This window comes from Pseudomonas sp. B21-010 (assembly GCF_024749325.1).
In the GTDB taxonomy this organism is placed as follows: domain Bacteria; phylum Pseudomonadota; class Gammaproteobacteria; order Pseudomonadales; family Pseudomonadaceae; genus Aquipseudomonas; species Aquipseudomonas kilonensis.
In genome coordinates this window covers 1,271,554-1,283,984 of the sequence record NZ_CP087198.1, presented here as the reverse complement: position 1 = coordinate 1,283,984, position 12,431 = coordinate 1,271,554, and the positions used below count along the sequence as shown (strand labels likewise).

Annotated in this window: 14 protein-coding genes; 12 read left to right on the top strand and 2 right to left on the bottom strand. The window is 61.8% G+C overall.

Annotation, left to right across the window (positions count from 1 at the left end; all coding sequences use genetic code 11):
* Positions 1–55: 55 nt before the first annotated feature.
* From LOY50_RS05520 to LOY50_RS05505, 4 genes are all read left to right on the top strand, one after another.
* Positions 56–418 (top strand): ArsC family reductase, encoded by a 363-nt coding sequence (locus tag LOY50_RS05520; RefSeq protein ID WP_014336784.1) that lies wholly within the window; start codon positions 56–58, stop codon positions 416–418.
* A gap of 32 nt (positions 419–450) precedes the next feature.
* Positions 451–1,485, top strand: a complete 1,035-nt coding sequence (dapD, locus tag LOY50_RS05515; protein WP_253471857.1) for a 2,3,4,5-tetrahydropyridine-2,6-dicarboxylate N-succinyltransferase — start codon at positions 451–453, stop codon at positions 1,483–1,485.
* A gap of 180 nt (positions 1,486–1,665) precedes the next feature.
* Positions 1,666–2,871 carry an aminotransferase class V-fold PLP-dependent enzyme gene (locus LOY50_RS05510; protein ID WP_214511378.1) on the top strand — a complete coding sequence of 402 codons (1,206 nt, stop codon included), beginning with the start codon at positions 1,666–1,668 and terminating at the stop codon, positions 2,869–2,871.
* Positions 2,868–3,272 carry a SufE family protein gene (locus LOY50_RS05505; RefSeq protein WP_253471855.1) on the top strand — a complete coding sequence of 135 codons (405 nt, stop codon included), beginning with the start codon at positions 2,868–2,870 and terminating at the stop codon, positions 3,270–3,272. The genes LOY50_RS05510 and LOY50_RS05505 overlap by 4 nt, the downstream gene beginning before the upstream one ends.
* A gap of 115 nt (positions 3,273–3,387) precedes the next feature.
* On the opposite strand, the gene tcdA is transcribed toward LOY50_RS05505, so the two are convergent.
* The gene (gene tcdA / locus LOY50_RS05500; RefSeq protein ID WP_003198205.1) at positions 3,388–4,200 is read right to left on the bottom strand and encodes a tRNA cyclic N6-threonylcarbamoyladenosine(37) synthase TcdA; all 813 of its coding nucleotides are present in this window, start codon (positions 4,198–4,200) and stop codon (positions 3,388–3,390) included.
* A gap of 307 nt (positions 4,201–4,507) precedes the next feature.
* Between tcdA and dapE the strand changes: the two genes are divergently transcribed.
* The 3 genes from dapE to LOY50_RS05485 all read left to right on the top strand — a co-directional run bounded on the left by dapE (position 4,508) and on the right by LOY50_RS05485 (position 6,928).
* Positions 4,508–5,659, top strand: a complete 1,152-nt coding sequence (dapE, locus tag LOY50_RS05495) for a succinyl-diaminopimelate desuccinylase (protein WP_014336780.1) — start codon at positions 4,508–4,510, stop codon at positions 5,657–5,659.
* Positions 5,659–6,468: a putative RNA methyltransferase gene (locus LOY50_RS05490; protein ID WP_253471849.1), complete on the top strand. Its 810-nt coding sequence runs from the start codon at positions 5,659–5,661 to the stop codon at positions 6,466–6,468. The genes dapE and LOY50_RS05490 overlap by 1 nt, the downstream gene beginning before the upstream one ends.
* Before the next feature lie 82 nt (positions 6,469–6,550).
* The gene (locus tag LOY50_RS05485) at positions 6,551–6,928 is read left to right on the top strand and encodes a hypothetical protein (RefSeq protein WP_258690430.1); all 378 of its coding nucleotides are present in this window, start codon (positions 6,551–6,553) and stop codon (positions 6,926–6,928) included.
* 162 nt (positions 6,929–7,090) lie between these two features.
* On the opposite strand, the gene LOY50_RS05480 is transcribed toward LOY50_RS05485, so the two are convergent.
* A complete protein-coding gene (locus LOY50_RS05480) occupies positions 7,091–7,300 on the bottom strand; it encodes a cold shock domain-containing protein (RefSeq protein WP_003198198.1) in 210 nt (69 codons plus the stop codon).
* 240 nt (positions 7,301–7,540) lie between these two features.
* Between LOY50_RS05480 and plsB the strand changes: the two genes are divergently transcribed.
* The 5 genes from plsB (at position 7,541) to LOY50_RS05455 (ending at position 12,331) form a co-directional block, all read left to right on the top strand.
* Positions 7,541–10,039: a glycerol-3-phosphate 1-O-acyltransferase PlsB gene (plsB, locus tag LOY50_RS05475; protein WP_258690429.1), complete on the top strand. Its 2,499-nt coding sequence runs from the start codon at positions 7,541–7,543 to the stop codon at positions 10,037–10,039.
* A 187-nt stretch (positions 10,040–10,226) separates the two neighbouring features.
* Positions 10,227–10,574, top strand: a complete 348-nt coding sequence (locus LOY50_RS05470) for a hypothetical protein (protein ID WP_258690428.1) — start codon at positions 10,227–10,229, stop codon at positions 10,572–10,574.
* A 114-nt stretch (positions 10,575–10,688) separates the two neighbouring features.
* Positions 10,689–11,021, top strand: coding sequence for a YbaY family lipoprotein (locus LOY50_RS05465; protein ID WP_253471844.1), 333 nt, complete (start codon positions 10,689–10,691; stop codon positions 11,019–11,021).
* 183 nt (positions 11,022–11,204) lie between these two features.
* A complete protein-coding gene (locus LOY50_RS05460; RefSeq protein ID WP_018603764.1) occupies positions 11,205–11,609 on the top strand; it encodes a YbaY family lipoprotein in 405 nt (134 codons plus the stop codon).
* Positions 11,610–11,641: 32 nt separating this feature from the next.
* A complete protein-coding gene (locus LOY50_RS05455; protein ID WP_258690427.1) occupies positions 11,642–12,331 on the top strand; it encodes a DUF4197 domain-containing protein in 690 nt (229 codons plus the stop codon).
* Positions 12,332–12,431 lie beyond the last annotated feature (100 nt).

The window sequence follows — 12,431 nt, the reverse complement described above, 5'->3', positions numbered from 1 at the left end:
CATAATCGTCCGCTGATTTTCAGGACGATACCGGGAACGTTTTGGGGGAGCATTCATGCCCAAGGAAAACAAGCACTTACAGCTTTTCGGCATCAAAGCCTGCGATACGATGAAAAAAGCGCGGACCTGGCTCGATGAGCACGCGGTGCGCTATGACTTTCACGATTACAAAACTGCCGGCATCGACCGTGAGCACCTGACCCAATGGTGCAACGAGCATGGCTGGCAAGTGGTGTTGAACCGTGCCGGTACGACCTTTCGCAAGCTCGACGACGAACGCAAAGCCGATCTCGACCAGCCGAAAGCCATCGAACTGATGCTCGCCCAACCCTCGATGATCAAGCGCCCGGTGCTTGACCTCGGTGACCGAACCCTGATTGGCTTCAAGCCAGATATTTATGCGGCAGAGATCAAGTAAGCCTGCCCAGTCCATTTTGTAGAGGTAATTTCATGTCCACTACCCTGTTCAGCCTGGCCTTCGGTGTCGGCACACAAAACCGTCAAGGCGCCTGGCTGGAAGTGTTCTACGCACAGCCGCTGCTCAACCCGTCGGCTGACATCGTCGCAGCCATCGCACCGATTCTCGGCTACAGCGACGGCAACCAGGCCATCACCTTCACTACCGCCCAGGCCTCGCAACTGGCGGAAGCCGTCAAGGGTGTCGATGCCGCGCAAGCCGCGCTGCTGACCCGCCTGGCCGAAAGCCACAAGCCGCTGGTCGCCACGCTGCTGGCCGAAGACGCCCAACTGTCTTCCACGCCTGAGGCTTACCTCAAGCTGCACCTGCTGTCCCATCGTCTGGTCAAGCCTCATGGCCTGAACCTGGCCGGCATCTTCCCTCTGCTGCCGAACGTGGCCTGGACCAGCCAGGGCGCGATCGACTTGAGCGAACTGGCCGAGCACCAGCTCGAAGCCCGCCTGCGTGGCGAGCTGCTGGAAGTGTTCTCGGTGGACAAGTTCCCGAAAATGACCGACTACGTGGTCCCAGCTGGCGTGCGCATCGCCGATGCCGCGCGGGTCCGCCTGGGCGCCTACGTGGGCGAAGGCACCACCGTAATGCACGAAGGTTTCGTCAACTTCAACGCCGGCACCGAAGGCCCGGGCATGATTGAAGGCCGTGTTTCGGCGGGCGTATTCGTCGGCAAGGGCTCGGACCTGGGCGGCGGTTGCTCGACCATGGGCACCCTGTCGGGTGGCGGCAACATCGTGATCAAGGTTGGCGAAGGCTGCCTGATCGGCGCCAACGCCGGCATCGGTATCCCGCTGGGCGACCGCAACACCGTGGAGTCGGGCCTGTACGTGACCGCCGGCACTAAAGTGAAGCTGCTGGACGAAAACAACCAACTGGTCAAAGTGGTCAAGGCCCGCGACCTGGCCGGCCAGCCCGACCTGTTGTTCCGCCGCAACTCCGAGACCGGTGCGGTGGAATGCAAGACGCACAAATCGGCCATCGAGCTGAACGAAGCACTGCACGCCCACAACTAAGCCGCTTCACACCCTCACCTGTGGGAGCGAGCTTTTTTTGTGGGAGCAAAGCTTGCTCGCGATGAACGATGACGCGGTCTCACCGTAAACCGTGTCGCTGCCATCGGGAGCAAGCTTTGCTCCCACAAAAAAAAGCCCGCCCTCACAGGGGCCGGCGTACCTCCAGCAGGGCCCGAAAGCATGTTGATCCAATCCCCCTGGCGCGCCGATTTCCCGGCCATCGCCGCCCTGCAACGGCAAGGCCAGACCTACCTGGACAGCGCCGCGACCACGCAAAAACCCCAAGTTCTATTGGATGCCCTGACGCACTACTACGCCAATGGCGCGGCCAACGTGCACCGGGCGCAACATTTGCCGGGCGCCCATGCCACCCAGGCGTTCGAGGACAGCCGCCTCAAGGTTTCGCAATGGCTCAATGCCGGAAACTGCGGGCAAGTGGTCTTCACCCACGGTGCCACTTCGGCGCTGAACCTACTGGCCTACGGGCTGGAGCATCTATTCAACCCGGGCGACGAGATCGTCATCAGCGCCCTGGAACACCACGCCAACCTGCTGCCGTGGCAGCAACTGGCCGAGCGCCGTTCGTTGACCCTGGTGGTGTTGCCACTGGATGCCGACGGGGTGATCGACCCTGGCGCCGCCGCCGAACTGATCGGCCCACGTACGCGCTTGCTGGCGGTGAGCCAGTTATCCAATGTGCTCGGCGCCTGGCAGCCAGTGCCGGCGCTGCTGGCGCTGGCCAAGGCCCAGGGCGCGCTGACGGTGATCGACGGCGCCCAAGGCGTGGTCCATGGTCGCCATGACGTGGAGGCGCTGGGCTGCGACTTCTACGTGTTTTCCAGCCACAAGCTCTACGGCCCCGACGGGCTGGGCGTGCTGTTTGGCCGTACCGAAGCCCTCGGCAACCTGCGTCATTGGCAGTTCGGCGGCGAAATGGTGCAACAGGCCGATTACCACAGCGCCAGCTTCCGCCCCGCGCCGCTGGGTTTCGAAGCGGGTACACCGCCGATTGCCAGCGTGATCGGTCTGGGGGCGACCCTGGATTACCTGTCCGACCTCGACCCGCAGGCGATCATCGAGCATGAGGCAGCACTGCATGACTACCTGCTCCATGGCCTGTTGGCCCGCAACGGCGTTCGCCTGGTGGGCAACCCGCGCCTGGCCCTGGTCAGTTTCGTGGTCGAAGGCATCCACAACGCCGACCTGGCGCACCTGCTGACCGAGCAAGGCATCGCCGTGCGCGCCGGACATCACTGCGCGATGCCGCTGTTCAAACATTTGAAGCTGTCCGGGGCGATCCGGGTGTCGCTGGCGCTGTACAACGACTCCGCCGATCTCGAACGTTTCTTCGAGGCCCTGGACCAGGCTCTGGAGATGCTCCGATGAACCCGCCCGCCGAGGCCGCCACAGCGCTGCAGATTTTCCAGGAGGCCTCGGGCTGGGAACAACGCGCCCGGCTGCTGATGCAATGGGGCGAGCGTTTGCCGCCTCTGAGCGACGAGGACAAGTGCGATGCCAACCTCGTCCACGGCTGTGAAAGCCAGGTGTGGTTGGTGGGTCAGTTGCACGACGGGCACTGGCGGTTCTCTGCCAGCAGCGATGCGCGGTTGATTCGTGGGTTGGTGGCGTTGCTGCTGGCGCGGGTCAACGGATTGTCCGCTGAAGAGTTGCAGCAGGTGGACTTGCCGGACTGGTTCAATCAGTTGGGATTGTCGCGGCAGTTGTCGCCGTCGCGTAGCAATGGATTGAATGCGGTGTTGAAGCGGATGTTTGAGTTGACTCAGTAACCGCCATCGCGAGCGAGCTCGCTCCCACAGGGGATTTGGGTGTACGCAAATACTGCATTCAGCCAGATCCCCTGTGGGAGCGAGCTTGCTCGCGATGAGGCCATCAATCCCACCCTCAAACCTGAGGCTTGACCCTATCCGCCGGCCGCCGCACGCCCGCCACGATCTTATCCACAGCCTTTGTCGCTGCGACCATGCCGAACGTCGCCGTGACCATCATCACCGCGCCGAACCCACCAGCGCAGTCGAGCTTGACGCCGTCGCCGACAAAACTCTTCTGCAAGCAAATGCTGCCGTCCGGTTTCGGGTAGCGCAGTTGTTCGGTGGAGAACACGCAAGGCACGCTGTAGTGGCGGGTCACGGTGCGGGAAAAGCCATAGTCGCGGCGCAAGGTGGAGCGCACCTTGGAGGCCAGCGGATCGTTGAACGTACGGTTCAAGTCGCAGACCTGGATCAGCGTCGGGTCGATCTGCCCACCCGCGCCGCCGGTGGTGATGATCTGGATCTTGCGGCGCTTGCACCAGGCGATCAGCGCAGCCTTGGCGTTGACGCTGTCGATGCAGTCGATCACGCAGTCGATGTTCGGCGTGATGTACTCGGCCATGGTGTCGCGGGTGACAAAGTCGGCCACCGCATGCACGGTGCAGTCGGGGTTGATCCCACGCAGCCGCTCGGCCATGACCTCGACCTTGGGCTTGCCAACGGTGCTGTCCAGGGCATGCAACTGGCGGTTGGCGTTGCTGACGCAGACATCGTCCAGGTCGAACAGCGAGATCTCGCCCACGCCGCAACGGGCGATGGCTTCCGCTGCCCAGGAGCCGACACCGCCAACCCCGACAATCGCCACATGGGCCGCCCGCAGGCGCTCCAGGCCTTCGATGCCATACAAACGGGCGATGCCGGCAAACCGTGGATCTTCTGTACTCATGACCATTACCCCAAAAACCGGCGCGCATTATAGGGCTTTGCCGTGGCAATTCGAGCTGTTCGCGAATTGAATCCCACCAATTTCCCCTTGTGGGAGCGAGCTTGCTCGCGATAGCGGTGTGTCAGTCAACACCAGCGCTACTGATCCACCGCCATCGCGAGCAAGCTCGCTCCCACAGGTTTTGTGTTCCACCTGTCCCCCGCCAGGGGCCCATGGTGGTCGTTTTGCTATAAGATAACCGCCATTTTGCGCGAGCCAGCCCGCGCCTGCACAAGCCTTGCGTTCACACTATATTCCCGGAGCTTTCATGACGGCCCACGCCGACCTCTCGCCGACCCTGCAACTCGCCTGCGACCTGATCCGCCGTCCGTCCGTGACGCCGGTGGATGCCGATTGCCAGAAACTGATGATGCAGCGCCTGGGCAACGCGGGCTTTACGCTCGAGCCGATGCGCATCGAGGATGTGGATAACTTCTGGGCCAGCCATGGCAAACATGACGGTCCGGTGCTGTGCTTCGCCGGGCACACCGACGTGGTGCCAACCGGTCCGGTGCAGGCCTGGCAGCTCGACCCGTTCGATGCGGTCATCGACGAACAGGGCATGCTCTGCGGCCGTGGCGCGGCAGACATGAAAGGCAGCCTGGCGGCGATGGTGGTGGCGGCCGAACGGTTCGTCGCCGACTACCCGGACCACAAGGGCTCGCTGACCTTCCTGATCACCAGCGATGAGGAAGGCCCGGCCCACCACGGCACCAAAGCCGTGATCGAGCGCCTCAAGGCCCGCCAGGAGCGACTGGACTGGTGCATCGTCGGCGAGCCGTCGAGCACCACGCTGGTGGGGGACGTGGTCAAGAATGGCCGACGTGGTTCCCTCGGCGCGAAGTTGACCGTGCGCGGCAAGCAAGGCCACGTGGCTTATCCACACCTGGCGAAGAACCCGATCCACCTGGCCGCGCCCGCCTTGGCCGAACTGGCCGCCGAGCATTGGGACCATGGCAACGACTTCTTCCCGCCGACCAGTTTCCAGATCTCCAACCTCAACTCCGGCACCGGCGCGACCAACGTGATCCCCGGTGACCTGGTGGCGGTGTTCAACTTCCGCTTTTCCACCGAATCCACCGTCGAAGGCCTGCAACAGCGCGTTGCCGATATCCTCGACAAGCATCAGCTGGACTGGCACATCGACTGGGCGCTGTCCGGCCTGCCATTCCTCACCGAACCCGGTGCGCTGCTCGACGCCGTATCGTCGAGCATCAAGGACGTCACCGGGCGCGAGACCCAGGCGTCCACCAGCGGCGGCACGTCCGACGGTCGCTTCATCGCCACCATGGGCACGCAAGTGGTGGAACTGGGGCCGGTCAACGCGACCATCCACCAGGTCAACGAACGCGTGCTGGCCGCCGATCTCGATGTGCTGACCGAGATCTACTACAAGACGCTGATCAAGTTGCTCGCCTGATGCTCGCCTGCCCGATCTGCAGTGAACCGCTGAACGCGGCGGACAACGGTGTGGTGTGCCCGGCCGGCCACCGCTTCGACCGCGCGCGGCAGGGTTACCTGAACCTGCTGCCGGTGCAGCACAAGAACAGCCGCGACCCCGGCGACAACCAGGCGATGGTCGAAGCCCGCCGCGATTTCCTCAACGCCGGGCACTATGCCCCGGTCGCCCGGCGCCTGGCGGAACTGGCCGCCGAACGCGCGCCCGGGCGCTGGCTGGACATCGGCTGTGGCGAGGGTTACTACACCGCGCAGATCGCCGAAGCGTTGCCCAACGCCGATGGTTATGCCCTGGACATTTCCCGCGAGGCGGTCAAGCGCGCCTGCAAACGCAACCCGCAGCTGACCTGGTTGATCGCCAGCATGGCCCGGGTGCCGCTGGCGGACGGCTGCTGCCAGTTCCTGGCCAGCGTGTTCAGCCCGCTGGACTGGCAGGAGGCCAAGCGCTTGCTCAGCCCCGGCGGCGGCCTGATGAAAGTCGGCCCCACCGCCGGCCACCTGATGGAATTGCGCGAGCGCCTGTACGACGAAGTGCGCGAATACACCGATGACAAGCACCTGGCCCTGGTGCCGCCGGGCATGGTGCTGGATCACAGCGAAACCCTCGAATTCAAGCTGACCCTCGACAGTGGCCAGGACCGCGCCAACCTGCTGGCCATGACGCCCCACGGCTGGCGCGCCAGTGCCGAACGCCGTGCCAGCGTGATCGAGCAGGCCGAGCCGTTCCAGGTCACGGTGTCGATGCGCTACGATTATTTCGTTCTTCAATAACCTTTTGATTCCGGTCCCGGGCAACCGCTCGGGCCCCGTTAAATCCGCGAATGGATTTTTCAAGACCGCAGCGAGGACATCCATGCGCCAACCCGATATCGAGATTTACCTCAAAGACGCCGACGTCGACCACAAGGCCGTCGCCGCCTGGCTCGGCCAGGCCCTGGGCCCGTGCAGCGACTGGGTCCAGAAAGGCCAGACCTACAAGTGCAAGGCCGGCAACATCCCGGTGACCTGGCTGCCCAAGGCCGTGGGCAAATGGAACAGCCTGTACCTGGAAAGTGACCAGACCCCGTGGGAAGACGACATCGCCTGCGCCCGCGCCGCCTTCGTCGCACTGAACGTCGAAGTGCGCTGCGCGCCTGGGTCATGGGTTGAGGAAGAAGGTGAGGAATCGGCGGATCGCTGGATTCGCATCAGCGCCGATGGGGAAGAAGAGATTACCTGGAAGACGGCGTGACACCCGTCTCAGGTGCAGCCTAGATCCAAATGTGGGAGCACTGTGGGAGCAAAGCTTGCTCGCGATGGCTGAAGTACATTCAACATTGGTGCAAGCCGACCGGGCGCTATCGCGAGCAAGCTTTGCTCCCACAGGGCATCTACTATGGCTTCCAGCGTGGGATTACAACCCCACCACATCCTCAGCCTGCAAGCCCTTCTGCCCTTCCACGACCGCGTACTCGACCTGCTGGCCTTCGGTCAGTGAACGGTGGCCTTCGCCGCGGATGGCGCGGTAATGCACGAACACATCCGCCCCGCCTTCACGCTGAATGAAGCCGTAACCCTTCGCGTCGTTGAACCACTTCACACTGCCGGTTTCCCGTGCTGCCATGATGCTCACTCCCATTTTTATTTTTTGAGTCGGCTTTTCCCGCCCAACCGCAAAAGGCAAAGCCGTACGAACTTTAGCCACCACCCGGCCGTCCATAAGGGAGGCCGTGGTAGGCACTGGCCGAGTATATGACACCCGGAAAAACTCTCAACTGACTTTACTTCGGCGCTTTTTTGCCGATTTTCGGCGAATCCGGCACACTGGCGCCCGCCCTATCCCATTCACTCATGCAGAAGCCGTATGACCCGCTCCCCGTTCCGCCGTCTTGTGTTTGGCACCCTGCGCCGACTGTTGTACCTCTGGGTTCGCTCAGAGACGATCAACCAGTCGTCCTTCACCCTCAACCTCGACCGCAGTCGTCCGGTGTTCTACGTCCTGCAAGATCCTTCGCTCACTGACCTGGCGGTGCTCGACACCGAATGCACCAAGGCCGGCCTGCCCCGTCCGGTGCTGCCGGTCTCGGTGGGCAACCTGCTGGAACCGGCGGCGTTTTTCTACCTGACGCCGGCGCCGGACTGGATCGGCCGCCAGGACAAGCGCGGTGCGCCACCGACCCTGACGCGGCTGGTCAACGCCCTCACCCACAACGCTGCCGAAGACGCCCAGATCATCCCCGTCAGCGTGTTCTGGGGGCAGTCGCCCGACAGCGAATCCAGCCCCTGGAAGCTGTTGTTCGCCGACAGCTGGGCCGTCACCGGGCGCCTGCGTCGTCTGTTGAGCATCATGATCCTGGGGCGCAAGACCCGCGTGCAATTCTCCGCGCCGATCCACCTGCGCGAGCTGATCGAACACGACAAGGGCCACGAACGCACCGTACGCATGGCCCAGCGGATCCTGCGGGTGCACTTCCGCAATCTCAAAGCAGCGGTCATCGGCCCCGACATTTCCCACCGGCGCAACCTGGTCAAGGGCCTGTTGAACCAGCCGCTGGTCAAGCAGGCGATTGCCGAGCAAGCCGAGCGGGAAAATATCTCCGCCGAAAAAGCCAAGGCCCAGGCCCTGCGCTACGGCAACGAGATCGCCTCGGACTACACCTACACCGCGATCCGCTTCCTGGAAGTGGTGCTGAGTTGGTTCTGGAACAAGATCTACGACGGCATCAAGGTCAACCACATCGAAGGCGTGCAGAAGGTCGCCCAAGGCCACGAAGTCATCTACGTGCCGTGCCACCGCAGCCACATCGACTACCTGCTGCTGTCGTACCTGCTGTTTCGCAACGGCTTGACGCCGCCGCACATCGCCGCCGGCATCAACCTCAACATGCCGGTGATCGGCGGCCTGCTGCGCCGTGGCGGGGCGTTCTTCATGCGTCGCACCTTCAAGGGCAACCCGCTCTACACCGCTGTGTTCAATGAATACCTGCACACGTTGTTCACCAAAGGCTTTCCGGTGGAGTACTTCGTCGAGGGCGGGCGTTCGCGCACCGGGCGCATGCTGCAACCCAAGACCGGCATGCTCGCCATCACCCTGCGCAGCTTCCTGCGCTCCTCGCGCATGCCCATCGTGTTCGTGCCGGTCTACATCGGTTATGAGCGCGTACTGGAAGGCCGCACCTACCTGGGCGAACTGCGCGGAGCCAGCAAGAAAAAAGAATCGATCTTCGACATCTTCAAGGTCATCGGCGCCCTCAAGCAACGCTTCGGCCAGGTGGCGGTGAACTTCGGCGAACCGATCAAGCTGGCGGAATTCCTCGACGGCGAACAGCCGGATTGGCGCCAACAGGACCTGGGTCCGCAATTCAAACCGGCCTGGCTCAACGCGACCACCCACCGCTTGGGCGAACGCGTGGCCCGGCACCTGAACGAAGCCGCGGCGATCAACCCGGTCAACCTCGTCGCCCTGGCGCTGCTGTCCACCAGCCGCCTGGCCCTGGACGACCGCGCCATGGCCCGGGTGCTCGACCTGTACCTGGCGTTGCTGCGCAAGGTCCCGTACTCGCCCCACACCACCCTGCCCGAAGGTGATGGCCGGGCGCTGATCGAACATGTAAAAGGCATGGACCTGCTGTCGGAACAGAGCGATGCCCTGGGCAAGATTCTGTACCTGGATGAGCAGAACGCGGTACTGATGACCTACTACCGCAACAACGTCCTGCACATCTTCGCCCTGCCGGCGTTGCTGGCGAGCTTCTTCCAGAGCAGTTCGCGCATGAGCCGCGAGCAGATCCTGCGCTACACCCACGCGTTGTACCCGTACCTGCAATCGGAGCTGTTCATTCGCTGGTCGCTGGAAGAACTGGATGGCGTGGTCGACCAGTGGCTCGAAGCATTCGTCGAGCAGGGCCTGCTGCGTTTCGAAAATGACCTGTACCTGCGCCCGGCGCCGAGTTCGCGGCACTTCGTGCTGCTGACCCTACTGTCAAAAAGCATCGCCCAGACCTTGCAGCGCTTCTACATGACCGTCTCGCTGCTGCTCAACAGCGGCCAGAACACCATCAGCGCCGAAGAACTGGAAGACCTCTGCACCGTCATGGCCCAGCGCCTGTCGATCCTGCATGGCCTGAATGCGCCGGAGTTCTTCGACAAGAGCCTGTTCCGCCACTTCATCCAGACCATGCTCGACCTCGATGTGCTGCACCGCGACGAGGCTGGCAAACTCAGCTACCACGAGCTGCTGGGCGAACTGGCCGAAGGCGCGGCCAAGCGGGTGCTGCCGGCGGAAATTCGCCTGTCGATTCGCCAGGTGGCGTTGCATCGCAGTGAAGATGCCGCGGACGTCGCCGTCAGCCCCGACAGTTGAAGGCTGCCGATCACTCACCGAGAAACATGGAACAGTTCCGGTGAGTTTGATCGGGCAGCCAGCGAGTATTCCGACGCTGCCGAGCGGCTAAAGCGACGTCAAACGAAGAAAAGACCTACAGAGAACTCTAGAGCAGGCCTCTAGGATGGGCTCACGTCGATGTCGACGTACTGAAAAGGAATTCAGCATGAGCCTACACACCATTACAGCATCCATTCACCTGCCTGACGGCTATGAACTGCCTGAAAGCGGTGGTACTCACATCAGCTTCACAACACCGCATACCTCCGGTGGCAGTGGCTCCAACCAAATACCTAAAATGCCATGGATCGTCAGCCTGACCGTTGATGGCGATGTTGCCACCAAAGGGGAAGAGTTTTCGCTGAAAGTGCAAATCAATGGCCCGACCCCAGTGTTTCTTGATACCCCACACACCTTCATCTGCAACGGTGGTGATCAGGAAGTTGATGTCAATCTGACCCTTGCGCCCGTGTCGAACACCGAAAACACTCAGCCACTCTCGTTTGGTTCCTGAGTCCGCAACGTTCAATTGGATATGAGGCAACCCCTCCAATCTCTTCGACGCCAGCATGTTGCTGGTGTCATCCAGCGCCACTGACGGCAAAAAACTTAGTATAAGGACATTACGATGAACCACTACAACCTTTCTTGCATCGCCCACTACCTGGAAAAAATCAGCCTGGCTCCCAACTCGACTCTCTATGCGTCCCTTGAAGACATCAGTGTCGCCGACGCGCCGGCTGAAACCGTTGCGACTTGCGTGATTAACAACGCCGAAACCGCAGGCCTGGCCTTCGAACTCCTAGTGCCGGCATCGGCTGTCATCGAAAATCATACCTATGTGGTCAGGGCGCGTATCGAAACGGAAGGGGAACTGCGCTTTACCACTAAAATGGATCATACCGTCGACCCTCGCGGCAATTACTTGAAGGCGATCGAGATACTGATGTCTTCGGTTTAATACCTATGCTCCATAAACCCACCTATCAAGAATAGGCAACGTGTTTGGCGTTTGAGTTTCACCCATCGAGGGGTGGAAGAATCGTCTGGGCGGTGATGCTTCGGCTGGATTTTTACCTCTCGATGCTCCAGATTCGCTTTGGCGCCCACACGTTGCCAGGTCAAAGCAAAAAGGAACTTCCAAATGAAAAAGCTCGTTCTGCTCGCATTCTTTTCCTTACTGGCCGCATGCCAATCAGCAACGCCACCCGCCGCCTCCGTCGCGAGCCTCGATGGCGAAGTGTTCTATCTGCAACGCATCGCCCTGCCGCCCAACGCGACCTTGAGCGTGAGCCTGCAGGACGTTTCCCTGGCCGACGCCCCTGCGGTGGTGCTCGATGAGCAGAGCGGCCCGATCAAAGGCCAGGTCCCGCTGCCGTTCCACCTCAGTTATGATCCAGCCCAGGTCAAGCCCGGCCATCGTTATGCCGTGAGCGCCCGCATCGAAGTGGACGGCCAGTTGATGTTCATCACCACCGAACAACACGCCGTGCAACTCGATGGCAAGGATCCGCAGCCGTTGAAGATCCGCGTCAACGCCGCACGCTGATTCCTTTTTCCAACTTTTTCAAGGACGCCATCATGCTTCGCTCAACCTTCCGTTTCACCGGCCTGTGCGCAGGCCTGCTGATCTGCGCCAATGCCATGGCCCTGTCCCTGGGCGACCTGTCGCAAAAAGACGCCACGGGCGGTCTCAAGGACGCCTTGACCCAAGGCGCGCAGGTAGCGGTCAAGCAACTGGGTACCCCCGGCGGCTTCAGCAACAACCCGGATGTGAAGATCGAACTGCCAGGCAAGCTGGGCAAAGTCGCCAGCAAGATGAAAGCCTTCGGCATGGGTGATCAGGTCGATCAACTGGAAACCAGCATGAACCAGGCCGCCGAAGCTGCGGTGGTCCAGGCCCAGCCGATCCTGGTCAATGCTGTGAAGAACATGAGCGTGGACGATGCCAAGGGCATTCTCAGCGGCGGCCAAGACTCCGCCACGCAATACTTGAACAAGAGCAGCCGCGAGCAGATCCGCGCCAAGTTCCTGCCGATTGTCAAGCAAGCCACCGACAAGGTCGGCCTGGCGCAGAAATACAATGCTTTCGCCGGCCAGGCCGCGACCTTCGGCGTGCTGGACGCCAAGAGCTCCAACATCGAAAACTACGTGACCGAGCAGGCGCTGGACGGGTTGTTCGAGATGATCGGCAAGCAGGAAGCCACCATTCGCCAGAACCCGGCGGCTGCGGCGACCAGTTTGGCGAAGAAGGTTTTCGGCACCCTCTAAGCCTCAATCCAAAACAACTGTGGGAGCGAGCTTGCTCGCGATGGCGGTATTGGCTTCAACATCTTGGTTGACTGCTACACCGCTATCGCGAGCAAGCTCG